Origin of the sequence: Halomonas sp. HMF6819 (assembly GCF_044335525.1) — a bacterium.
GTDB lineage: Bacteria > Pseudomonadota > Gammaproteobacteria > Pseudomonadales > Halomonadaceae > Vreelandella.
The window spans coordinates 1078359-1099953 of the sequence record NZ_JBIQVY010000001.1 but is presented as its reverse complement, the minus strand read 5'-3'; the positions used below and the strand labels follow the sequence as shown (position 1 = coordinate 1099953).

Below are 21595 nucleotides of genomic sequence, written 5' to 3'. Positions count from 1 at the left end.
GGGGTTGAAATACGCCCGTGCGGCGCCATATAGAGAGCATTAGCGGCCGGGAAGCGGCCTAACCGAATAACCTAACACACCTGATTCATCGCGCAAATACGTTTCGCTGGGAAAAACGCAGCAAATTACGCTATAATGTTCGGCTTGTTGAGTTTTATCGATTCAGCGCCCCAGGTGTTTCATTCTTCTTCGTCGAGATAGGGTTTCTATGGCTGGAAATGCGCAGCAGCAGTCACGTCTGAAGGAGTTGATCGCGCGCGGCAAGGAACAGGGCTACCTGACCTATGCCGAGGTCAACGACCATCTACCCGAGGATATCGCCGACCCGGATCAAGTGGAAGACATCATTGGCATGATCAACGACATGGGTATCAGTGTCGTTGAAGAAGCGCCTGATGAAGACACTTTGATGATGTCGGATCACTCCACGGACGAGTCCGCTGCGGAAGAGGCCGTGGCGGCCCTCGCCGCTGTGGAGAGCGACGTGGGTCGCACAACGGACCCCGTTCGCATGTACATGCGCGAGATGGGCACGGTCGAGCTTTTGACCCGTGAAGGCGAAATCGAAATCGCCAAGCGGATCGAAGAGGGCACGCGGGAAGTGATGTCATCACTTGCCTATCTGCCCGGCGCGGTTACCTCCATTTTGCAGGCCTACGATGCCACCCAGGACGAAGAAGCGCCCGGGCGGCTGTCGGATCTCTTCTCCGGCTTCATCGACCCGGACGAGGGCATTCCCGGCGTTGCCGAGGCCGAAGTGGCCGAGCCTGTCGTCGACGCCGAGCCCGGCGACGACGAAGACCTCGACGGTGATGACGAGGACGACGAAGACGACAACTCGGCCAGCGAAGGCGGCCCGGACCCGGAAGAGGCTCGCGCACGCTTCGAGCAAATTCGCGAGCAAAACGCCGCCGTCGAGGCCGCCTTCAAACAGCACGGTCGCGGCAGCGCCGAACTCAAGGCGGAGCAGGCGCGTTTGGCAGAGCTGTTCTCACCGATCAAGCTCGTGCCGAAGCACTTCGAGCGCCTGGTCGGGCAGGTTCGTATCAGCGTCGAGCAGGTGCGCGCTCAGGAAAAGGCGATCATGCAGCTCTGCGTGAAAAAGGCCAAGCTTCCGCGAAAGCTGTTCATCAAGTCGTTCCCGGGCAACGAGTCCGATCAGAGCTGGCTTGATCGCTTCCAGGAGGAGCAGCCCAAGTACGCTGATCGTCTCGAGCCACTGCGCGCCGATATCGCCCGCGCCCAGCGCAAGATCGCGTTCGAGGAGGACATGGTCCAGCTGATCGTGCCGGACCTGAAAGAGGTGAACCGCAAGCTCTCCATTGGTGAAGCTAAAGCGCGCCGCGCCAAGAAAGAGATGGTCGAGGCGAACCTGCGTCTGGTAATTTCGATCGCCAAGAAGTACACCAACCGCGGCCTGCAGTTTTTGGATCTGATTCAGGAAGGCAACATCGGCCTGATGAAGGCGGTGGACAAGTTCGAATACCGCCGCGGCTACAAGTTCTCGACCTACGCGACCTGGTGGATTCGTCAGGCGATCACCCGGTCGATCGCCGACCAGGCGCGCACTATCCGTATTCCGGTGCACATGATCGAGACGATCAACAAGCTCAACCGCGTATCGCGCCAGATGCTTCAGGAAATGGGCCGCGAACCGACCCCGGAAGAGCTTGGCGAGCGCCTCGAAATGCCGGAAGACAAGGTACGCAAGGTGCTGAAGATCGCCAAGGAGCCGATCTCTATGGAGACGCCGATCGGTGACGACGACGACTCGCACCTGGGTGACTTCATCGAGGACGGCACCATGCTGCTGCCGATCGATCTGGCCACTGGGGAAGGCTTGATCGAAGCCACGCGCAACGTGCTGGGCGGTTTGACCGCGCGCGAAGCGAAAGTGCTGCGCATGCGCTTCGGGATCGACATGAACACCGACCACACCCTCGAGGAAGTGGGCAAGCAGTTCGACGTCACCCGCGAGCGTATTCGTCAGATCGAAGCCAAGGCGCTGCGTAAACTGCGCCACCCCAGCCGCTCGGAGCCGCTGCGCTCGTTCCTCGACGAGTAAGCTGACCGCCCTGTGTGGTGAATAAAAAAGCCCCGCCGTTTTATGAACGGCGGGGCTTTTTGCGTTGGCTGCTCCGGCGCGGTGTCTACCAGGCCGCGCCACAGAGGCCGATCAGCTCAGCGGTTTGGCCGCCTTGCGCGCGAGATAAATGCGCCGCGCCATCAGCAGCAGCTCGAGAGTGGCGAACATGATCAGGCTATAGCCCAGCAGCTCAATCACCTCTTCGGCGGCGTCCTTGATGGTGCGCTCGAAGCTTTCACCCAGCACGGCTTCCCAGAAATCGCTGCGGCCATAAAGGCGCGAGAAAATGTAGGTGGTCAGCACGCCGCTGGCAAAAAGGCCAAAGGAGAAGGTGTTGCTGAAGTAGCGAAACTCGTCGAGAAACCGGCGGCGCTGAATGATGACCCAGGTGATCGACGGCACGACGATCAGCGCCACCAGAATCTTCCAGGTGTGGCGGGCAACGTACTCATCGAGAAAGTAATCCTGCTCGCGCACGAGTGAGGCGGCGATGAACGCGAACAGCAGCAGCGTGACCGTTGGCCATACTTTTAGTACCTGGCGCACGTAGATGAGCATCAAGCAGGCGCTGGCCAGCACGGCGGTCTGGGCAAGTTCGGTAAAACCGTATTCGCTGAAGCGAAGTTCAGGCATGTAGAGTGCTTCGAGGTAGCTGCCCTGGGCGATGGCACCGATAAACAGCACATAAAGTATTGCGCGCATGAGACTCGTTTTGAAGTTGATGGACCAGTTGGGTGGGGGCAGTGACATTGAGCATCCTTACAGGGCATGACGCAGATCATAAACATTCAGCATTGAATGTTCATTATATCGTCACTTCGCTGTGCTCGCACTCAGATAATGCCCGAGGCGCTCGTACTCGGAAAGCCTATAAAGCCGCCAAGGCGGCCTTGAATCAGCGTTTAGGAAGTCCGGTATCGATATGCGCCGCCAGGTAGTCGACCAGCTGGCGAATCTTGGGGGAAAGATGGCGGTGGCGCGGATAGACCGCCCATACCGCGGTATCATGGTGCTGAAACGGCTCTAACACCGCGATCAGCTCGCCGCTTTCCAGGTAAGGCGCCACGTAGTAATCAGGAAGCTGCGCAAGCCCCAGGCCCTTAAGCGCGGCGTCCAGAAGTGCCGGGCCGGAGTTGCCGCTCCACCGCCCCTCCAGGCGTACCTCGCGGCGCTGGCCGTTGACCTCGAACAGCCAAAACGAGCGCGAGCCCAGCAGGCACGGGTGCTGGCTCAGCTCCGAGAGCGTATGCGGGCGCGGCGCCTGTCGGAAATAGTCGCTGGAGCCCACGATGTATTCGCGGCGTTCGCACAGGCGCTTGGCGATCAGGCTGGAATCCTTGAGCACGCCCATGCGAATGGCGATGTCGAATCCTTCGTCGATCAACTCCACCGCCCGGTTGGTGAAGTGCATGTGCACCTCGAGCTCCGGGTGCTGGCACTGAAAGTCGTTGACCAGCGGGGCGACATAGCGCTCGCCGAAAGTCGTGGCCGCGGTTAGCTTCAAAAGCCCGCTGGGTTTGGCCTGAAGCTTGTTGAGCATCTGCTCGGCGTCGCGCAGCCCGTCGAACAGGTGGCGACAGTGCTCTACGTAGAGCGAGCCGGCGTCGGTCAGGCGAATCTGGCGCGTGGTGCGATACAAAAGCTGCACGCCGAGCTGGTTTTCGAGCTGGCTGACCAGCCGGCTGGTGTGCGATGTCGATACTTTTAGATGGCGCGCCGCCGCAGAAAAGGTGCCCAGCCGCACCACTTCGACGAACGCCTCGATACGATCCCAGCGCTGCATGACACTCCTTAAAAGCCGATTGTTGCTGAAGAGCAACAATCTTGTGAGTATATCCCTGTTTATCCCGTTCGCACAGGTGGCTACACTGGCTGGCATGGAGCAAACGTTTGGCTCTTTATCCTAGGAGATTTGATATGAAGTCACGCGCTGCGGTAGCGCTTGAAGCGGGTAAGCCGCTCGAGCTCGTAGAGATCGACGTCGAGGGTCCGAAAAAGGGCGAAGTGCTGGTGAAGATGGCCGCCACGAGCGTTTGTCACACCGACGCCTATACGCTGTCAGGCGCAGACCCGGAAGGGCTCTTTCCCTCGGTGCTGGGCCACGAAGGCGCGGGTATCGTCCAGGAAGTGGGCGAGGGCGTCACCAGCCTGAAACCCGGCGATCACGTGATTCCGCTCTACACCGCCGAGTGCGGCGAGTGCAAGTTCTGCAAGTCCGGCAAGACCAACCTGTGCGGCAGCGTGCGTGCCACCCAGGGGAAGGGCGTGATGCCCGACGGCACCTCGCGCTTCTCCCTCGACGGTAAAAAGCTGCACCACTATATGGGCACTTCGACCTTCAGCGAGTACACCGTGGTACCGGAAGTATCGCTGGCGGTAGTATCGCCGGAAGCGCCGATGGACAAGATCTGCCTGCTCGGGTGCGGCGTGACCACCGGTATCGGCGCGGTGCTCAACACCGCCAAGGTCGAGCCGGGCGCAACGGTTGCCGTGTTTGGCCTGGGCGCCATTGGTTTGGCGGTCATCCAGGGCGCGGTCATGGCGAAGGCGGGCCGAATCATCGCCATCGACGTCAACGAGGATAAGTTCGAGCTCGCCAAACAGTTCGGCGCCACCGACTTCGTCAACCCGAAGAAGTACACCGACCCGATTCAGCAGGTCATCGTCGATCTGACCGACGGCGGCGTCGACTACTCTTTCGAGTGCATCGGTAACGTCAACGTCATGCGCTCGGCGCTGGAGTGCTGCCACAAGGGCTGGGGCGAGTCGATCGTCATCGGCGTGGCCGGTGCCGGCGAAGAGATCTCCACTCGTCCGTTCCAGCTGGTTACCGGCCGGGTCTGGAAAGGCTCGGCGTTTGGCGGTGTCAAAGGCAGAAGCGAGCTTCCTGGTTATGTAGAGCGCTACATGAACGGCGAGATCAACATCGACGACTTCATCACCCACGACATGCCCTTCGAGAAGATCAACGAAGCCTTCGATCTGCTCCACGAAGGCAAGAGCATTCGTACCGTACTGCACTTCTAAGCGACCTGCGTGTATTAACGCTATAGTCAAAAGAGAGAATAAAACGCGGTGGGCCCTCCCGCCGCGTTTTCATCTTTAGGAGCTTACTCATGAGCATGAGCGAAACCCTGGAACTCGTGTCGGCCAACAGAAGCTTTGGCGGCTGGCACAAGCGCTACCGCCACTACTCCCGGGCGCTGGACTGCAATATGGTCTTCGCCGTTTACCTGCCGCCACAGGCCGAAAACGAGCGCGTGCCGCTGGTTTGGTGGCTCTCCGGGCTCACCTGTAACGACGAAAACTTCATGCAGAAAGCCGGCGCTCACCGCGTGGCCGCCGAGCTCGGCATTGCCATCGTCTGCCCGGACACAAGCCCGCGGGAAACCGATCTGCCCGGCGAGCACGAAAGCTTCGATTTCGGCTCCGGCGCCGGCTTCTACGTCAACGCCACCCAGGCGCCCTGGAAAAGCCACTATCGCATGTACGATTACGTGGTCGAGGAGCTTCCATCGGTGGTGCGCCAGCACTTCCCGGTCAACGGGCGCGAGTCGATCAGCGGCCACTCCATGGGCGGCCATGGCGCGCTGATTCTGGCGCTGCGCCACCCTGGCCGCTTTAGCTCGGTCTCGGCGTTCTCGCCGGTGGTGAACCCGATGAATTGCCCCTGGGGCAAGAAAGCGTTCACGAACTACCTTGGCGAGGATGAATCGAGCTGGCGCCAGTACGACGCCTGCGAGCTGGTAGCCAACGGCGCCTCGCGCCAGCGCCTGTTCATCGACCAGGGCGATGCCGACCAGTTTTTGGAAGAGCAGCTCATGCCCGAGCGTCTGGAAGCGGTGTGTGAAGAGCACGATCACCCGCTAACGCTTCGCCGTCAGCCAGGCTATGATCACAGCTACTTTTTCATCGCCTCGTTCATCGAAGATCATTTGCGCTATCATGCGCAGCATCTCATGAAACGCTAAGGATGCTGTAATGCTCAATCGCGCGCTGCGCCGCTGGCTTGAACGACTATGGCGTATCCTCTGGCGTGGCGCACTGGCCTTCGTGGTGCTCTCGGTCGCGCTGGTACTGCTGTTCAAGGTGGTGCCGCCGCCGGGGTCGATGGTCATGGTCGAGCGCAAGATTCAGAGCATCATCGCCGGCGAGCCGATCACCATCACCCGCCAGTGGCGAAGCTTCGACGAGCTCTCGAGCAACGCTAAGCTCGCCGTCCTTGCCGCGGAGGATCAGCGCTTTCCCGAGCACCGCGGCTTCGACTTCGTCGAACTCAAGCGCGCCTGGCAGGCAAGCCAGGACGGCTCGCGCCTGCGCGGGGCGAGCACCTTGAGCCAGCAAACCGCCAAGAACGTGTTTCTCTGGAGCGGCCGAAGCTGGCTGCGCAAGGGGCTCGAGGCTTGGTTTACGCTGTTGATCGAAACCTTCTGGAGCAAGACCCGCATTCTCGAGGTGTACCTGAACGTGGCCGAGTGGGATACCGGCGTCTTCGGCCTCGAAGCCGCGGCGGATCACTACTTCGGCGCCTCGGGCAGCTCGATGACCGAGCGCCAGGCGAGCCTGTTGGCGGCGATTTTGCCCGACCCGCGTAACAGAAGCGCCGCTCGGCCGGATGCCCAGGTCGAGCGGCGCAGCCAGTGGATTCGCCGGCAGATGCGAAACCTGGGCGGGGTCGGCTACCTGGAACGGCTTTGATCCGGCGGCGAGCGCCGGATCACCAGCATCACCCCGACAATGGCCACGGCCATACCCACCAGGCCCAATAGCGGCAGCCGCTCATCGAACAGCCACCACGCCTGTAGCGCCGTGACCGGCGGCACCAGATAGAAAAGGCTCGCCACTTTCGACGCTTCGCCCTGCCGTATCAGCGCCATCAGCAGCAGAATGGCGGCGATCGACAGCACCAGTACCAGCCAGCCAAGGGTCAATAGAAACGTGGGCGCCAAGGTCACCTCGCGGGTTTCAAATAAAAACGCCCCGACCCCCAGCAGCGCCCCGGCCGCTAAATACTGAATCACCGTGCCGGAAAGAAGCGCCATCTGCGTACAGAAGCGTTTTTGGTAGAGCGTGCCCAGCGAAATGCCCAGCAGGGCGACGAGCACACACGCCAGCGCATCAAAACCGAAACCATCAAAAAGTTGCCGACCGAACTCCAGCTTGCTACACAGTACCAGTGCGATGCCCGCAAGCCCCAGTGAAAGCCCCACCCATTGCAAGCGCGTGAGACGCTCGCCTAAAAAAGGGCCGGCCAAAAGCGCCGTCAACAGTGGCTGAAGCCCCACCAGCAGCGCGGCAAGCCCCGACGGCATGCCCAAATAAATGCCGTAAAATACGCCGCCCAGATACGCTCCGTGCACTAGGCAGCCCGAAACGCCGATGTGCGCCCAAAGCGCGGGCGCGTGCGGCCAGGGCGCTTTCATGACGAAGGCCAGCGGTATCAGCAGCAACAGCGTCAGTACGAAGCGAACGAATAAAAAGGTGAACGGCTCGGCGTAGGGCAGGCCGAATTTGGCGCCAATGAAGCCCGTGCTCCAAAGCAGTACGAACACAAGCGGCATGGCCGTAAGGCCTGCATGCGTTATTCGCGCGCGGGGCGTGGCATCGGTCGAGAAGCGCATGGCTCACCTTTAAGAATGGGTTTTTCATTTGTTAACTTATTGTTACTTATAATTACACTAAAAATTGAACCTGTTGGAGCGCGCTGCGTCTGAGTCACCACACACATAACGCGCATAGAGGTTTCTTATCATGCAACGATTGACTGCCTTGTTTTCAGCTGCACTTCTTGCAACCGGTTTGATGGCAGGTACTGCCCAAGCCCAGCAGGAACAAGAGCCAGCGCAGGATTCCGCGGCCACCCAACAAGCCGCCCCGACGCAGGACTTCTCTGACGAGCAGCTACAGCAGTTCGCCGATGCTTCTCAAGAAATCGCCGTGATCTCGCAAGAGTACACACAGCGTCTGCAGGAAGCAGAAGACGAGTCCGCTCAACAGGAAGTTCGCGCTGAAGCCAACGAGCGCATGATCGAAGTGGTCGAAGGCAGCGGTCTGGACGTCGACACGTTCAACGCGATCGGCCAGTCCATCCAGCAGGATCCGGAAATGATGCAGCGCGTTCAAGAGATGGCCAGCCAATCCTGATGGGACTGACGCCAAGCCCCGACCGGTTAAGTGTCGGGCGCGCTCCTTAAGGCGTCAAGCAGGTTATCAACTCTAAAAGCCCGGCGTTTTTCGCCGGGCTTTTTTGTGCGCGCTGCTTTACCGCCTAGGGATATGCCGCCAAACTTGGTGCCAAACGGGCGAGCACTTCACCGAGGAGTCATTATGGATGTGGAACTGTGGGAAATACGCCAGCATATGGGGCAGTTTCCCCCCTTCGATGGGCTGTCTGACGAGCTTTTGGACGCGATCGCTGAAAGCGTCGAGATACGCTACTTCAAGACCGGCACCGAGGTTCTGAAACTCAACGAAGTGCTCGACGAGCTTTGCTATATCCGAAGCGGCGCGGTCGAGGTCTATCGACGCCGGGGCGAGCTGTACAATCGCCTGGGGGAAGGCGATATCTTCGGCCATTTCAGTCTGATGCGTAATCATCGCGTACGCTTTCCCGCTACCGCCATCGAAGACACCCTGATGTACTTCATCCCAAAGGACGTTTTTCAGCGTCTTTGTGAGGAGGACGAGGATTTCGCCGACTTCGTCGAGCTCGAGCGCCCGCGCCTTGAAAGCGTCGCGCAGCAGCAGAAGAAATCCAACGACATGATGGTCACCCGGATTCGCAAGCTGGTCACGCGCTATCCGGTCATGGTGGAGTCGACCATCAGCGTTCAGGACGCAGCGATCCAGGTCGGCCAAGCCCAGGCCTCGGCGGTACTGGTGATCAACGAGGGCAGCGACAACCCGCGCTACAGCTTCAAGGACAGCGAGGGCAAGACTTGGCAGATGTGCGGTATCCTCACCGACAGCGATTTCCGCAACCGGGTAGTGGCCAAGGGGCTATCGCCGCAAACCTCGGTGGGCGACGTGATTTCCGATCATCTGATCACGGTGCAGTCCGACGCCTCGGTGTATGAGGCGATGCTGATCATGCTGCGCAGCAACGTCCACCATCTGCCGGTGCTCTACCGCCAGCGCCCGGTCGGCGTGGTGCATCTCTCCGATATCATCCGCTACGAAACCCACAGCGGGCTTTATCTGGTGAGCAATATCTTCAATCAGGCAAGCGTTCAGGGTTTGGCGCGACTTGCATCAGACGTGCGAGCCGCCTTCGTACGCATGCTTCAGGAGGGCGCCAACTCGGTCATGGTCGGAAGCGCGCTGTCGACCATCGGGCGCAGCTTCACCCGGCGGCTTCTGGAGCTTGGCGAGGAGGAACTCGGCCCGCCGCCGGTGCCGTACTGCTTCATGGTCAACGGCTCCATGGCGCGCAACGAGCAGGGCATCGTCACCGACCAGGATAACGCTCTGATTCTTTCGGACCGTTTCGACCCGGAGCAGCACGACGAGTACTTCAAAGCGCTGGCCAGGATCGTCAGCGACGGGCTGGACGCCTGCGGCTACCCCTACTGCAAGGGCGACATCATGGCGACCAACCGTCAGTGGCGCCAGCCGTTGCACGTCTGGAAGGGCTATTTCGAGGAGTGGATCGCCAACCCGACGCCGGAGAAGCTGCTTCACAGCTCGATCTTTTTCGATCTGGACAGCATCTACGGCGAGGATCACTACGTGGAAACGCTGCAGGACTTGATCGCCCAGCGCGCGCCACAGGCCCCACGCTTTCTCGCCGCCATGGCGCGAAACGCGCTCAACCGCACGCCGCCGCTGGGGTTTTTCCGCACCATCGTCATGGAGAAGGACGGCAAGCACAACAACTCCATCAACCTCAAGCGCCGCGGCACCGCGCCGATGGTGGATCTGATTCGCGTCCACGCCCTAGCCTGCGGCTCCAAGGCACAAAACAGCTTTCAGCGCTTGAACGATATCGACAACACCCAGCTGCTCGCCTCGGGCGTGAGCGACAAGCTGAGCTACGCGCTCGAATTTCTGCACATGTCCCGGCTTCGCCACCAGATGATCGACCTTCAGGAGGAGCGCGAGCCGGACAACAACATCGAGCCGGAAAACGTCGACGACAGCGAGCGCCACACCCTCAAGGACGCCTTCCAGGTGCTGAGCAACGCGCAGAAGTTCTTGAAATTCCGCTACCCCATCCCGGCCCAGCGCTAAGGACGTCACCATGAAAGGAATACGCCCGCGCCAGCGCGTTAATCAGGCCGACTGGAATGGCTACATGAAAAAGCGGGGCGCGGTCGCCCAGGACGACATCTTGAAGCGCTTTTTCGACACCGAACTGCCGGGGCCGGATACGCCCATTTCGGAAGTGCCGATGGTGGCGCTGGATATGGAGACTACCGGGCTCGACGAGCGCCGCCACGCCATCGTCAGCATCGGCTTGATCCACTTCACCCTCGATCGTATCCCGCTCGCTAGCCGGCGCTACTGGGTGGTCAAACCGCCAAGGCCGCTGAGCGAGGAGTCGGTGACGTATCACCACATCACCCACTCGGAAGTGAGCGACGCGCCGGATCTGGATGAGATACTCGAGCCTCTGCTCGACGAGCTGGCCGGGCGGCTCGTCGTGGTGCACTTTCGCAACATCGAGCGGCCGTTTCTGGACGCCGCGGTGAAGTCACGCCGCGGCGAAGGGGTGCTGTTTCCCATGATCGATACCATGTCGCTGGAGGCAAGGCTTCACCGTCAAACGCTCTGGTCGAGGTTTCGCCGCTGGCTTGGCCGGCCGCCGGTCTCCATTCGATTGGATGCCAGCCGTCAGCGCTACGGGCTTCCCACCTACCAGGGCCACCACGCGCTGACCGATGCGTTGGCCACCGCCGAACTCTTCCAAGCGCAGGTGGCGCACCGCTACTCCCGCGATACGCTGCTCAAGACCTTTTGGTGTTAAAACCGTCGCAGACGCCAGTACCTTCAAGCATAAAAAAACGGGCAGCCATTTGGCTGCCCGTTTTCATATTGCCTACGGTGGATCGATGCTCGATCGCACTTTCTTTCAATCGTACTTTCTTTCAATCATACGGCCTTGGGTTCGCTCATCAGGCCCTTGATGATGGCGTAGCACGACACCAGCAGGATAAGCGCGAAGGGCAGGCCGGTAGAGACCGCCATGGTCTGAAGCGCCGTCAGACCACCGCCTAGCAGCAGCGCGATAGCGATCGCCCCCTCGATGGAGGCCCAAAACACGCGCTGGGGAATCGGCGAGTCGACCTTGCCGCCAGCGGTGATCGAATCGATGACCAGCGAACCGGAGTCCGACGAGGTCACGAAGAAGACGATGACCAGCACGATGGCGATGAAGGAGGTGATATCCGACAGCGGCAGCTGCTCCAGCATCAGGAAGAGCTGTAGATCGACGCCGGCTTCGCGTACCGTTTCGATGCCTTGACTGACGTACTGATCGATCGCGGTACCGCCGAAGGTAGTCATCCAGAGCACCGAGACGACCGAAGGAACGATCAATACCGAAATCAGAAACTCACGCACCGTACGGCCGCGCGACACGCGGGCGATGAACATGCCGACGTACGGAGACCAGGAGATCCACCAGGCCCAGTAGAAGGCGGTCCAGCCGTGGGTAAAGCCAACGTCTTCACGCCCGAACGGGTTGGAGAGCGCGGGCAGATTGACCACGTAGTTGAAAAGGTTCTCGAAGAAGCCGGTGGCGATGAACAGCGTCGGTCCTACGGCGATGACGAAGAACAAAAGCGCGGCGGCCAGGGCGATGTTGATCTTGGAGAGCAACTGAACACCCTTGTCGACGCCGGCCACGATCGAGCAGATGGCCACACAGGTGATGCCCACGATCAAAAGAATCATGGTGATATCGCTTTCCGGCGCGCCGAAAAGATAGGTGAGGCCCGCAGCGGCTTGAGTAGCGCCCAGCCCCAGTGAGGTGGCAAGACCGAAAAGCGTGGCGAACACCGCCAGAATATCGATCAAGTGCCCCGGCCAGCCCCAGACGCGCTCGCCCAGAATCGGATAGAACACCGAACGCATGGAGAGCGGAAGGCCCTTATTGAAGGCAAAGAGCGCGAGCGACAGCGCAACGACGGCATAGATTGCCCACGGGTGCAGGCCCCAGTGGAAGATGGTCGCGGCCATGGCAAGCGCCGTCGCACCCGCTGCGTCACCTTCGGCGCCGGAAAGCGGTGCGCCGCTGCCGCCCTCGAAGGAGGTGCCAAAGTGGGTTAGCGGCTCGCTGACGCCAAAGAACATTAGGCCAATGCCCATGCCCGCGGCGAACAGCATCGAAAACCAGCCCATGTAGGTAAAATCCGGTTTGGCGTTGGCACCGCCAATGCGAATTTTACCTAGTGGCGAGACGATCAGACCAAGACAGAGAATGACGAAAATATTGGCGGTAAGAATGAAGAACCACGCCAGATTACCGGTCAAAAAGTTGAAGATGGCGTCGTAAATGAACGAGATGTTGTCCTGTAGCGCCAGTGTCAGAACGACGAACAGCGTAACGACGATGGAGGAAATGGTGAAGACTTTACCGTGGAGGTCGAGCCTCAAACCCATTTTTTCGGCGGTGAAGTTGTCCTGACCAATAACGTAATCGGTATCGATGAGGTTCGCTGGCCCGTCCGGGGAGGGAATACCCTCACCGACCGGCTCTTCCTTAGGCTGGTTGGGTTTTTCGTTTTCCACTCGATCTTTCTCCATGTTGAATCGAATTCGCTAGGCGCACGGCCAGAGGGCTGCTCTACAAGACGGGGCCGCAGTACTTGCCCGTCAGTTGTATAAGAAACAACCCTCATGCACAAACTGTTTGTACAAACCTTTTATAAACCCGGCGCATTTAACGCACCGGGTGACGGTCGTGGTTACGAATCGAGCCACTGCTCGACGACGTCCTGATTCTCTTCGACCCACTGCTTGGCATTTTCATAGGGGTCGCTGCCGTCTTCCTGGTTCATGAGCATGACCTCGCCCATCTGCTCTGGCGTCCACTCGAAGGCGTCCAGAATGGCGTAGGCGCCGGGCATGTCGTCCTCGAAGCCGTTGCGCACCACGGTGTGGATCTGCTCGGCGCCACCGTATACTTCTTCCGGATCGTCCAGGTACTTGAGGTCCCAACGGGCGAACATCCAGTGCGGGGTCCAACTGGTCACAACGATATCTTCTTCGTTGTTGATGGCGCTATCCAGTGCGGCGGTCATGGTCGCACCGCTACCGCTACGCAAATTCAGATCGAGATCATAGGTATCCACGACCTTTTCGGTAAGGCTCATCAAGCCTGCGCCCGGGTCGATACCGATGATCTCGTTATCGAACAGCTCGGCGTTGTCGTTAAGATCGGCAATAGAGTCAACATCGGTGTATTCGGGAACGACCAGGCCAAGCTTGGTGCCGTCCAGGTTCGGGCCCAGGTCTTTGACGTCACCTTCAATGCGCTCCATATAGTCGGCGTGGGTGGTCGGAAGCCAAGCCGCGACGATCGCGTCGGCGTCGCCGGTCGAAAGCGCCTGAAACATGGCCGCAGCAGAAAGCGAGGTCATGTTCACCTCATAACCTTCCTGCTCGAGCACGGCAGCGATCACGTTGGTTGAGGCGACTTCAGAGGACCACTCGACGTAGGCCAAATTGACCGTGCCCTGCTCCTGGGCTTGGGCAACGCCGCCGGCTAGCAGGGCGCTACCGGTCATGAGGCCGAGGGTGGCAAGACGAACAGAACGATTGATGCGTGTTTTCATGCTGTTTCCCTTTTTTTGAATATGTAACGCTTTATAAAAGGTAAGAACCTTCATCTTATGAGAGGCCAAAACGCGCGAGAGCGCCGGTTTTGGCTTCCCAAGCATGGTGGCTTATAGCGTGGGCTTCAAGTTTTGAGCGTTCGCGCGACAAGCCCATGGCCTTATTGACGCTTTGATTTACGCAGCGCCTGAGTCAAACGATCGAGCAGCATGGCCAGGATGACCACCGCGATACCGGCCTCGAACCCATCGCCCGGGCGCAGGCGCTGAATGGCGCGCCATACTTCGCTACCCAGCCCGTCGGCGCCGATCATCGCGGCGATCACCACCATCGACAGCGCCAGCATGATGGTCTGGTTGATACCGGCCATCACCGTGGGCAGCGACAGCGGCAGCTGAACCTTGAAGAGTTTTTGACTACGCGTGGCTCCGTAGGCATCGGCAGCCTCGATCAGATCCGTCGGGACTTGGCGAATGCCGAGCGTGGTGAAGCGAATGGCCGGCGGCATGGAGAAGATCACGGTAGCGAAAATCGCCGATACCGCGCCGATACCGAAAAATGGAATCGCTGGAATCAGGTAGACGAACGCCGGCATGGTCTGCATGAAATCGAGAATCGGCATGATCACCTTATAGAGGCGATCGGAAAGTGCCGCCAGGATGCCGATGGGAAGCGCGATCACGACCGCCACAAGCGTGGCGATCACCACCAGCGTCAGCGTCTCGATCATCGGGTTCCAAAGATCCATGTTCCAGATCAGCGCAAGGCCTGCCACTGCGCCGATCGCCAGGCGCGGGCTCGCCAGGCGCCAGCAGAGCAGGGCGATAAGCGCCATCAGCGCCCACTCGGGAAGCCACATCAAAGCGTCGTTAAGGCTGTTGATACCGGTTTGGGTCACGCGTGAAATCGCACGTGTGACGACCGAGTATTCGCTGGTCAGCCAGCGCAGTGCGGTTTCGATCCAGTTACCCAGAGGAATGCGGGGAATGTTGTCCATCACTGATCTCCTGCTCGTGCCAATTCATCCAGTACCGCGCCCTTGACGACGACGCCGAGAAGTCGCTTTTCCTCGTCGACTACGGCAATCGGGAAGCCTTTTTCGCTAAACATGGCGAACAGGTGCTGTAGAGGCTCCTCGGGGGTGACTTGACGAAAATCCTGAGTCAGGTAGGCATTCAGCGTTTCGTCACCGGCTTCGATGGCCTGGCTTGCGGCGTCCGCTTCCAACAGCCCCTTGAGGCGGCGGTCGCGGTCGGTCACGTAGACGGAGTCGATACTATAGTCGCGCATGCGGCGAAGCGCGGTGCGCGGGCCGTCGGTGTCACGGATGCTGGTGCGTACCGGGCGCATCGCGCTCTCCGCGGTCAGAATGCGCGAGCGGTCGACCCCCTCGATGAAGCGGCGAACGTAGTCGTCGGCGGGCTGTGTCAAAATCTCTTCCGGCGTGCCGATCTGAACCACTTCGCCATCCTTCAACAGCACGATGCGATCGCCGATCGACAGCGCCTCGTCCAGATCGTGGGTGATGAACACGGTGGTTTTCTGCATGCGCGTTTGAAGCTGCAAAAGCTCCTGCTGCATCTCCTTACGGATCAACGGGTCGAGCGCAGAGAACGCCTCGTCCATCAGCAGAACGCTGGCATCGTTTGCCAGCGCCCGGGCAAGGCCTACGCGCTGCTGCATACCGCCGGAAAGCTGGTTGGGGTAGGCATCTTCCCAGCCGCCAAGACCCACCTGCTGCAGCGAGTTGTAGCCAAGCTCTTTACGTTTGGCCTTGTCGATGCCGCGAATCTCGAGGCCGAATTCGGCGTTTTGCTGAACGGTGCGGTGGGGGAAGAGGGCGAAGTTCTGAAACACCATGGAGAAGTGACGACGGCGACACTCGAGAAGCTTCTTCTCGCCGAGCGAAGGAATGTTCTCATCGTCGATGACGATCTCGCCTTCGGTGGAATCGATCAGGCGATTCAAACAGCGAATCAGGGTGGACTTGCCGGAGCCCGAAAGCCCCATGATGACCAGTAGTTCACCTTCGTAAACGTCGAAGGAGATATTGGAAAGGCCCAACGTTTGACCGGTCTGCTCGAGTATTTCCGGGCGCTTGAGGCCCTGGTCGCGTAGCTCGAGCGCTTTTTTCGGCTGTTTCCCAAATACCTTGCTTAAATTGCGAACCTTGATTTTGACAGGACGTGTTTCATCCATTAATCGAACCTTTTTATGGGGTGATTTATCGTTGGCTATCTCACTAACGCGCAGACTGTTGGTGCCAAGGCCTGCCACGGTTTCCTAGAGATCATAAAAGTAAATTAACGATGACTCGCTGAATTATTAAAAATTATTATACATAGATGGCATCAATGTGTCACAACGCCCGGCTCGTACGGTGAACTAACGCTACATGTGTCATTTTGCCCCTGTTCATCATTAGCATAGATTAATCCAAAAGCGTGGGAAAACTTTTTATAAGTTTATGATTTTAGAAATAAAATATAGATAGTGTGCTGGGGTGGCACGGGTTGTGTAACTTCGCTTTCAACGACACGCGTTGAAATTCAGGGTCGAAGGATTCGACGCTAGCGCCAGAGACGGCAGCCTGACTATTTCGCAGGATTCGATGGAGGCAGGTTTTATGGATAAGCATTTTGTGGATAAACAAGGCAAACCGACGTTCAAACGCAAATCCCTCATTGCTCTTGGGATGCTGCTGACCGCCAGCACATTGACGCTTGCGGGCTGCGGTGGCGACGATGAAGACGAGATGCCGCCGGCCCCGCAGCCCGAGACCATGGAGCAGGGCGGCACTGCTAATGATCCGGCCATGAATGAAGAGCCGGGTATGGCCAATGATTCGGCCATGAGTAACGATTCGGCAATGGCCGACGACCCGGCGATGAGTGACCCGGGCCTCGAAAGTAATGCCACGACCTCGCAAGAGCCGATGCCGAGTGACGAAGGCGCCATGAACGATCAGGACCCGGAAGAGAATCCCGGTTTTGGCGATGGCACCGAGCCGATGCCCGGCTCCGCACCTGGCGACGGCGAGCGTGAAGACGAAACCACCCAGTAAATTGAATCAGTAAGATGACCGCTCCCTACGGTAATGAATCGAGCGGGCTGTCCGTTCCCTGCGGCTGCGCTCAATAATTCATTACCATTACCCCCGCGCCTGCGGGGGTTTTTTTATGCTCTCAAGGGTGAAGGGCGTTGGAAACGCTGAGGGTACTGGCAAAAACCGCGCGCCAGCGCTAGGTTTAAAAGGCCCTGCACGGGCAGATCGCTTCAAGGAATGCGACTTCACAAGGTCAAGGAGAAAGACACATGGCACAACAACGTGGCGACCGTTCTAAAGCGCTGCTGCTAAGCGCTCTGCTGGCCTTTGGTGCGCTGAGCCTTGCCGGCTGTGGCGACGATACCGATGCGCCCAACCCGGACGCCGAGCCCGAGGAGCAGCAGCCCATGGGCACTGGCCCAATGTCCAACGACGATGCTGGCGAAACGCCGAGTGACGGCGTCTAATCGAGCGCCTGCGGTTTTGATCTCTCAATGGCCAGACAGCCTCGACTGTCTGGCCATTTTTTTGCCATCAACGCGTGGCTAACTATCGTCCTCAAGGCGACGGTAGAGCGTGCGGCGGGCTATGCCCAGCACTTCGGCGGTGCGCCGCTTGTTGCCGCCGGTCGCCTCGAGCACCTTGCGGATATAGCGCTTTTCGACCTCCTCAAGGCTTGGCCAGCGGGTGGGCGCCGGGGCGGGCGTCTGGGTGCCCGAGAGCACTTCACCACTGAGCGTGGGGGTAAACTCGGCCTCCGATTGGGCGCTGACGTGATCGCGAAGCCGCTCCGGCAGATCGCCATGCTGTAATACGCCCTCTTCGCTGAGGGTGACGGCGCGCATGACCGCGTTTTCGAGCTCGCGCACGTTGCCCGGGTAGGAGTAGCTAAGCAGCGTATTGAGCGCCTCGGGCTCGATCTGCTCGATCTGCTTGCCCTGGGCATCAGCGTGTTTGTCGATCAGCGCAAAAATCAGATGCTCGATGTCGCTGCCGCGCTCGCGAAGCGGCGGAATGCGCAGCGAAAAGGTCTCCAAACGGTAGAACAGATCGCTTCTAAAATTCTGCGCTTCGATCTCCTTTTCCAGATCGCGGTGGGTCGCGGCGATGATGCGCACGTCCACCGGCTCTTCGCGCTCGCCGCCCACCGGGCGAATCGTTTTCTCCTGCAGCGCGCGCAGTAGCTTGGCCTGCAGGTTGATCGGCATTTCGCCGATTTCATCGAGAAACAGGCTGCCGCCCTGAGCGCTTTGGAAAAGCCCTTTGCGCGCTTCGTTGGCGCCGGTGAAGGCGCCTTTGACGTGGCCGAAGAACTCGCTCTCCATCAGGTCGGCGGGGATACTGGCGCAGTTGACCGGCACGAAAGGGGCCTCACTTCGCGGGCTCTCCTGGTGAATGGCGCGGGCCATAAGCTCCTTGCCGGTGCCGCTTTCCCCCAGTATCAGGATCGGCGCGCTGCTTTTGGCAAGCCTGGAGGCGTCGTGGAAAAGCCCCTGCATGGTCGGGCTTTTACCCACGATGCCGTGAAAGTGAGTCAGCTCGGCGTCGTGGGCAAGCGCCAGGCGCTGGCGCTCGAGGACGCGAAAAACCGCCTCGCGAATGGCGTCCAGATCCAGCGGCTTGGTGAGAAAGTCATTGGCGCCAAGCTTGAGCGCCTCGACCGCCTGGTCGATGGTGCCAAAGGCGGTAATCACGATGATGCCAAGCTCCGAGCCGCTTTGGCGAAGCTGTTGCAATAGCTGGATACCCGACATGCCCGGCAGGCGCACGTCGGTGATCATCATGGCCACCGGCGTGTGGCTCAAAAGCGCCACGGCCTCTTCGGCGCTCGATACACCAAGCGTGGTATAGCCGGCATCATTGAGCTCCTCTTCGAGCAGCTCGCGGATTGCGGGGTCGTCCTCGACGACCAAAAGCGGTAAAGCGTGTTCCTGTTCGGTCACAAACGTTTTCCTCAAGCGGATGCGGTGTCTTCACTCAAGGGGAGGGTGATTTCAAATCCTGCTCCCCCGAGGGCGCTGTCGAACACGCCAATCGTCCCGCCGTGATCATTGATAATGCGGTGTACCATCGAAAGCCCCAGCCCGCTACCTTGGCCCACGGGCTTGGTGGTGAAAAACGGATCGAATACCTGCTGGTGGTGCGATACCGGAATGCCCGGGCCGTCGTCCTCGACCCAAAGCGTTATTTCACGGCTATTTTGCTGGGCGCGAACCCTGATAAGGCTAACATCCATCGCCTGGGCGGCGTTGCGCAGCAGATTGGTCAGCACCTGCACGACCTGCTGGCCGTCGGCCATCACCCAAAGCGGTGGCGTTGGGAGCGTGACGTCGAGACGAATGCCGCGGGGCTCCAGCTCCTCTTCTACCAGCTGGCTGGCGCTGGTTATAAGGTGATCGAGCGACTGTCTCTCTTTCTCGACGTTGTGCTGGCGGCCAAGCTCCATGAGCTGGCGCACGATCTCGACGATGCGCTCGACCTCGCCGCGAATGCGCCCAAGCCTTGCGCGCTCATCGTCGCCGATCACGTCGCGCCGTGCCAGGCGCTGGGCCTGGCCGTTGATGACGGTGAGCGGCGCGCCGATCTCGTGGGCCACCCCGGCCGCCAGCACGCCAAGCTCAGCGAGCTTTTTGGATTTACGCAGGCGTTTTTCGAGCTCGATTTCACGCTCTCGCCGGGCGTCGATATCGCGGTCCTTCTCGGCCATGGCGTCGAGCATGCCGTTGAGCCCGGAGGCCAGCCGGCGATACTCCGCCGGCCCTTCGACGCTTGCGCGCTGGCGCCGGTCGCCATCCTCGACCAGCAGCATCACGCGTAGAAGCTGGTTCAAAGGCCGCTCGATGTAGCGCCGAAACCCCCACCAGATACTGAGTACGATACCGCCAGCGCCGATAATGAACACCAGCACCGCCACGATACTGATAAAGCCCGTGTAGTTCTCGATACCGGTATTGAGCCGGTTGACCTGCAGCACGCCGTAGACGGTGCCATCCTGGGTGCGCAGCGGAATCAGCGCCGAGTAGTAGGTCCAGCCGTCGTGCTGGCGGTAGTTGCTATAAAGATCGTCCCGCGAGATCACGCTTTGAATCTCGTCCGGGGTGAAGAGATTCTTGCCAAGCCCCAGCCCGTAGATTTCCCGACCCTGCACGTCGAACACGTACGCGCCGTAGATCCGGTGAAACGAGAACGCCGACTGCAGCGCCTCTTCCAGGGGAGCGGCGCTTTCGCGGGCGACGGCGTAGCTTAGCGAGGTGCTCAGCGCCCGGGTGATGATCTCGACCTCGGTTTGAAGCTTGGAGCGCACGTTATCCTCGAGCGCCTTGATCGCCACGAAGCTGAACGCCACCAGCGCCACGAACAGCGGCACGATGACCGTCAGAATCATTAAATTGCGTAAGCGCATCGCGTGTCCGTTGCCGCCAAGGGGTTATAGAAGCTATTAAAAAGACGTTTATGAATCAGTCGGTCGGCAGCAGGCGATAAAGCCCGCCCTGGTCGCTGTCGGTCAAAAGATAAATGCCGCCGTCCGGGCCCTGGCGCACGTCGCGAATGCGCCCGACTTCACCCTCGAGCACCACTTCGCTATCCACGACGCGGCCGCTGTCGATCACGAAGCGCTCGAGCTTTTCGCTGGAAAGACCGCCGGCGAGCAGATTGCCCTGCCAGGCGGTAAAGCGCTCGCTGTTCACCTCGGTAAGCCCGGACGGCGCAAAGCGGCCATCGAGGGCGACGGCCGGGTCGGTCATCCCCGGCTTGGAGTCGACGCCCAGCGGCTCGTTGGTGGCGTAGTCGTTGCCCAGAGTGACCTCCGGCCAGCCGTAGTTGAGCCCGGCTTCGATCAAATTCAGCTCGTCGCCGGTGCGTGGGCCGTGCTCGGATACCCAGAGCTCGCCGTTGTCGCGAACCGCCATGCCCTGGATATTGCGATTGCCCAGCGTATAGATTTCATCGAGCGTGTCGCCGTCATCGACAAACGGGTTGTCGTCAGGCACGCCGCCGGTTTCGGTCAGGCGCAGGGTGGAGCCGGCGTGATCGTCGCGGGCCTGGGCGCGGGTGGGGTCGGAGCCGCGATCGCCCACGCTCATGACCAGCGTGTCGTCCAAAAGCCACGCTAGCCGCGAGCCGTAGTGACGCCCGGGCCCTGAAGCCCGGTCCTGCTCGAACAAGTGCTCGACTTCACCCAAACCGTCGCCTTCCCAGTGCACCCGTGAAAGTGCGGTGCGCGTGCCGTTTTGATCCGGCTTGCTCCAAGTGAAGTAGATCCAGTCGTGCTCGCCGTCGCCAAAATCCGGGTGGAGCACCACGTCCAGAAGCCCGCCCTGGCCCTGGGTGCTGACCTCGGGCATGCCCTCGAGCGCCTCGAGATGGCCCTGGTCATCCACCAGGTTGAGCGTGCCGCGTCGCTCGCTCACCAGATACCGGCCGTCGGGTAGAAACGCGACCGCCCAAGGGCGGGTCAGGCCGTCGGCCACACGCTCGATCGAGAACGTAACGGCGTCGGTTTGAACCGCCTCGTGAATCATCTGGGCTTGGGCGCTAACGGCGCCGGTTAACAGCAAAAGACCACCCAAAACGCCAGAGGCGCGGCGAAGGGAAGAGGACAACGGGGCAGTGGGGTAGAACATGAGCTCTCCGACCAAGGGGTGACGTCGACCCAGCAGTGACTGCGCGTGCGCGAGAAGGTT

19 protein-coding genes are annotated in these 21595 nt (G+C 60.0%); 9 read left to right on the top strand and 10 right to left on the bottom strand.

The features are described from left to right. The first annotated feature begins 208 nt into the window (after positions 1-208). Positions 209-2065, top strand: a complete 1857-nt coding sequence (rpoD, locus tag ACGLWX_RS04960) for an RNA polymerase sigma factor RpoD (protein ID WP_396237818.1) — start codon at positions 209-211, stop codon at positions 2063-2065. Positions 2066-2176: 111 nt separating this feature from the next. Here rpoD and ACGLWX_RS04955 read toward each other — a convergent pair whose 3' ends face one another. After that, on the bottom strand, positions 2177-2836 hold the full coding sequence (locus ACGLWX_RS04955) for a hypothetical protein (protein WP_396237816.1): 660 nt from the start codon (positions 2834-2836) through the stop codon (positions 2177-2179). Between the two features lie 145 nt (positions 2837-2981). After that, complete coding sequence (locus ACGLWX_RS04950; RefSeq protein ID WP_396237814.1) at positions 2982-3869, bottom strand: LysR family transcriptional regulator; 888 nt, start codon at positions 3867-3869, stop codon at positions 2982-2984. Positions 3870-4003: 134 nt separating this feature from the next. Between ACGLWX_RS04950 and ACGLWX_RS04945 the strand changes: the two genes are divergently transcribed. From ACGLWX_RS04945 to mtgA, 3 genes are all read left to right on the top strand, one after another. Further along, positions 4004-5113 (top strand): S-(hydroxymethyl)glutathione dehydrogenase/class III alcohol dehydrogenase, encoded by a 1110-nt coding sequence (locus ACGLWX_RS04945; RefSeq protein ID WP_252106950.1) that lies wholly within the window; start codon positions 4004-4006, stop codon positions 5111-5113. Between the two features lie 89 nt (positions 5114-5202). Then, the gene (gene fghA / locus ACGLWX_RS04940) at positions 5203-6057 is read left to right on the top strand and encodes an S-formylglutathione hydrolase (protein ID WP_396237812.1); all 855 of its coding nucleotides are present in this window, start codon (positions 5203-5205) and stop codon (positions 6055-6057) included. Positions 6058-6067: 10 nt separating this feature from the next. Continuing rightward, positions 6068-6784, top strand: coding sequence for a monofunctional biosynthetic peptidoglycan transglycosylase (gene mtgA / locus ACGLWX_RS04935; RefSeq protein WP_396237810.1), 717 nt, complete (start codon positions 6068-6070; stop codon positions 6782-6784). On the opposite strand, the gene ACGLWX_RS04930 is transcribed toward mtgA, so the two are convergent. After that, the gene (locus tag ACGLWX_RS04930) at positions 6766-7707 is read right to left on the bottom strand and encodes a DMT family transporter (RefSeq protein WP_396237808.1); all 942 of its coding nucleotides are present in this window, start codon (positions 7705-7707) and stop codon (positions 6766-6768) included. The genes mtgA and ACGLWX_RS04930 overlap by 19 nt on opposite strands. A gap of 130 nt (positions 7708-7837) precedes the next feature. Between ACGLWX_RS04930 and ACGLWX_RS04925 the strand changes: the two genes are divergently transcribed. From ACGLWX_RS04925 to ACGLWX_RS04915, 3 genes are all read left to right on the top strand, one after another. Then, the gene (locus ACGLWX_RS04925; protein ID WP_263584807.1) at positions 7838-8230 is read left to right on the top strand and encodes a DUF4168 domain-containing protein; all 393 of its coding nucleotides are present in this window, start codon (positions 7838-7840) and stop codon (positions 8228-8230) included. A gap of 183 nt (positions 8231-8413) precedes the next feature. After that, the gene (locus ACGLWX_RS04920; RefSeq protein ID WP_396237806.1) at positions 8414-10315 is read left to right on the top strand and encodes a DUF294 nucleotidyltransferase-like domain-containing protein; all 1902 of its coding nucleotides are present in this window, start codon (positions 8414-8416) and stop codon (positions 10313-10315) included. A 10-nt stretch (positions 10316-10325) separates the two neighbouring features. Then, a complete protein-coding gene (locus ACGLWX_RS04915) occupies positions 10326-11051 on the top strand; it encodes a 3'-5' exonuclease (protein ID WP_396237804.1) in 726 nt (241 codons plus the stop codon). A gap of 125 nt (positions 11052-11176) precedes the next feature. Here the strand turns inward: ACGLWX_RS04915 and ACGLWX_RS04910 are convergent, their stop codons facing one another. The 4 genes from ACGLWX_RS04910 to ACGLWX_RS04895 all read right to left on the bottom strand — a co-directional run bounded on the left by ACGLWX_RS04910 (position 11177) and on the right by ACGLWX_RS04895 (position 16063). Next, positions 11177-12817 (bottom strand): BCCT family transporter, encoded by a 1641-nt coding sequence (locus tag ACGLWX_RS04910; RefSeq protein ID WP_396237802.1) that lies wholly within the window; start codon positions 12815-12817, stop codon positions 11177-11179. Between the two features lie 176 nt (positions 12818-12993). Beyond that, positions 12994-13863 carry a glycine betaine ABC transporter substrate-binding protein gene (locus ACGLWX_RS04905; protein WP_396237800.1) on the bottom strand — a complete coding sequence of 290 codons (870 nt, stop codon included), beginning with the start codon at positions 13861-13863 and terminating at the stop codon, positions 12994-12996. A 161-nt stretch (positions 13864-14024) separates the two neighbouring features. Then, positions 14025-14861, bottom strand: coding sequence for a proline/glycine betaine ABC transporter permease (locus ACGLWX_RS04900; RefSeq protein ID WP_252106960.1), 837 nt, complete (start codon positions 14859-14861; stop codon positions 14025-14027). After that, the gene (locus tag ACGLWX_RS04895) at positions 14861-16063 is read right to left on the bottom strand and encodes a glycine betaine/L-proline ABC transporter ATP-binding protein (protein WP_252106961.1); all 1203 of its coding nucleotides are present in this window, start codon (positions 16061-16063) and stop codon (positions 14861-14863) included. Before ACGLWX_RS04895 ends, ACGLWX_RS04900 begins: the two co-directional genes overlap by 1 nt. 427 nt (positions 16064-16490) lie before the next feature. Between ACGLWX_RS04895 and ACGLWX_RS04890 the strand changes: the two genes are divergently transcribed. Together ACGLWX_RS04890 and ACGLWX_RS04885 are read left to right on the top strand one after the other, a co-directional pair. Continuing rightward, positions 16491-16928 carry a hypothetical protein gene (locus ACGLWX_RS04890; RefSeq protein WP_396237798.1) on the top strand — a complete coding sequence of 146 codons (438 nt, stop codon included), beginning with the start codon at positions 16491-16493 and terminating at the stop codon, positions 16926-16928. A 251-nt stretch (positions 16929-17179) separates the two neighbouring features. Next, entirely contained in the window at positions 17180-17377 is a 198-nt protein-coding gene (locus ACGLWX_RS04885) for a hypothetical protein (RefSeq protein WP_252106964.1), read from the top strand. 78 nt (positions 17378-17455) lie between these two features. On the opposite strand, the gene ACGLWX_RS04880 is transcribed toward ACGLWX_RS04885, so the two are convergent. From ACGLWX_RS04880 to ACGLWX_RS04870, 3 genes are read right to left on the bottom strand one after another with little or no spacing between them, the layout of a single operon-like run. Next, positions 17456-18853 carry a sigma-54-dependent transcriptional regulator gene (locus ACGLWX_RS04880; protein ID WP_396237796.1) on the bottom strand — a complete coding sequence of 466 codons (1398 nt, stop codon included), beginning with the start codon at positions 18851-18853 and terminating at the stop codon, positions 17456-17458. 11 nt (positions 18854-18864) lie between these two features. After that, positions 18865-20313 carry an ATP-binding protein gene (locus ACGLWX_RS04875; protein ID WP_252106966.1) on the bottom strand — a complete coding sequence of 483 codons (1449 nt, stop codon included), beginning with the start codon at positions 20311-20313 and terminating at the stop codon, positions 18865-18867. A 55-nt stretch (positions 20314-20368) separates the two neighbouring features. Further along, positions 20369-21535, bottom strand: coding sequence for a PQQ-dependent sugar dehydrogenase (locus ACGLWX_RS04870; RefSeq protein WP_396237794.1), 1167 nt, complete (start codon positions 21533-21535; stop codon positions 20369-20371). Between the last annotated feature and the right edge of the window lie 60 nt (positions 21536-21595).

Bases quoted from the DNA above. Each gene is read 5' to 3' on its own strand.
- ACGLWX_RS04920 (WP_396237806.1), top strand. From the start codon at position 8,414: ATGGATGTGGAACTGTGGGAAATACGCCAGCATATGGGGCAGTTTCCC.
- rpoD (WP_396237818.1), top strand. From the start codon at position 209: ATGGCTGGAAATGCGCAGCAGCAGTCACGTCTGAAGGAGTTGATCGCG.
- ACGLWX_RS04895 (WP_252106961.1), bottom strand. From the start codon at position 16,063: ATGGATGAAACACGTCCTGTCAAAATCAAGGTTCGCAATTTAAGCAAG.
- ACGLWX_RS04875 (WP_252106966.1), bottom strand. From the start codon at position 20,313: ATGCGCTTACGCAATTTAATGATTCTGACGGTCATCGTGCCGCTGTTC.
- ACGLWX_RS04925 (WP_263584807.1), top strand. From the start codon at position 7,838: ATGCAACGATTGACTGCCTTGTTTTCAGCTGCACTTCTTGCAACCGGT.
- ACGLWX_RS04945 (WP_252106950.1), top strand. From the start codon at position 4,004: ATGAAGTCACGCGCTGCGGTAGCGCTTGAAGCGGGTAAGCCGCTCGAG.
- mtgA (WP_396237810.1), top strand. From the start codon at position 6,068: ATGCTCAATCGCGCGCTGCGCCGCTGGCTTGAACGACTATGGCGTATC.
- ACGLWX_RS04885 (WP_252106964.1), top strand. From the start codon at position 17,180: ATGGCACAACAACGTGGCGACCGTTCTAAAGCGCTGCTGCTAAGCGCT.
- ACGLWX_RS04955 (WP_396237816.1), bottom strand. From the start codon at position 2,836: ATGTCACTGCCCCCACCCAACTGGTCCATCAACTTCAAAACGAGTCTC.
- ACGLWX_RS04905 (WP_396237800.1), bottom strand. From the start codon at position 13,863: ATGAAAACACGCATCAATCGTTCTGTTCGTCTTGCCACCCTCGGCCTC.
- ACGLWX_RS04900 (WP_252106960.1), bottom strand. From the start codon at position 14,861: ATGGACAACATTCCCCGCATTCCTCTGGGTAACTGGATCGAAACCGCA.
- ACGLWX_RS04950 (WP_396237814.1), bottom strand. From the start codon at position 3,869: ATGCAGCGCTGGGATCGTATCGAGGCGTTCGTCGAAGTGGTGCGGCTG.
- ACGLWX_RS04915 (WP_396237804.1), top strand. From the start codon at position 10,326: ATGAAAGGAATACGCCCGCGCCAGCGCGTTAATCAGGCCGACTGGAAT.
- ACGLWX_RS04890 (WP_396237798.1), top strand. From the start codon at position 16,491: ATGGATAAGCATTTTGTGGATAAACAAGGCAAACCGACGTTCAAACGC.
- ACGLWX_RS04930 (WP_396237808.1), bottom strand. From the start codon at position 7,707: ATGCGCTTCTCGACCGATGCCACGCCCCGCGCGCGAATAACGCATGCA.
- fghA (WP_396237812.1), top strand. From the start codon at position 5,203: ATGAGCATGAGCGAAACCCTGGAACTCGTGTCGGCCAACAGAAGCTTT.
- ACGLWX_RS04870 (WP_396237794.1), bottom strand. From the start codon at position 21,535: ATGTTCTACCCCACTGCCCCGTTGTCCTCTTCCCTTCGCCGCGCCTCT.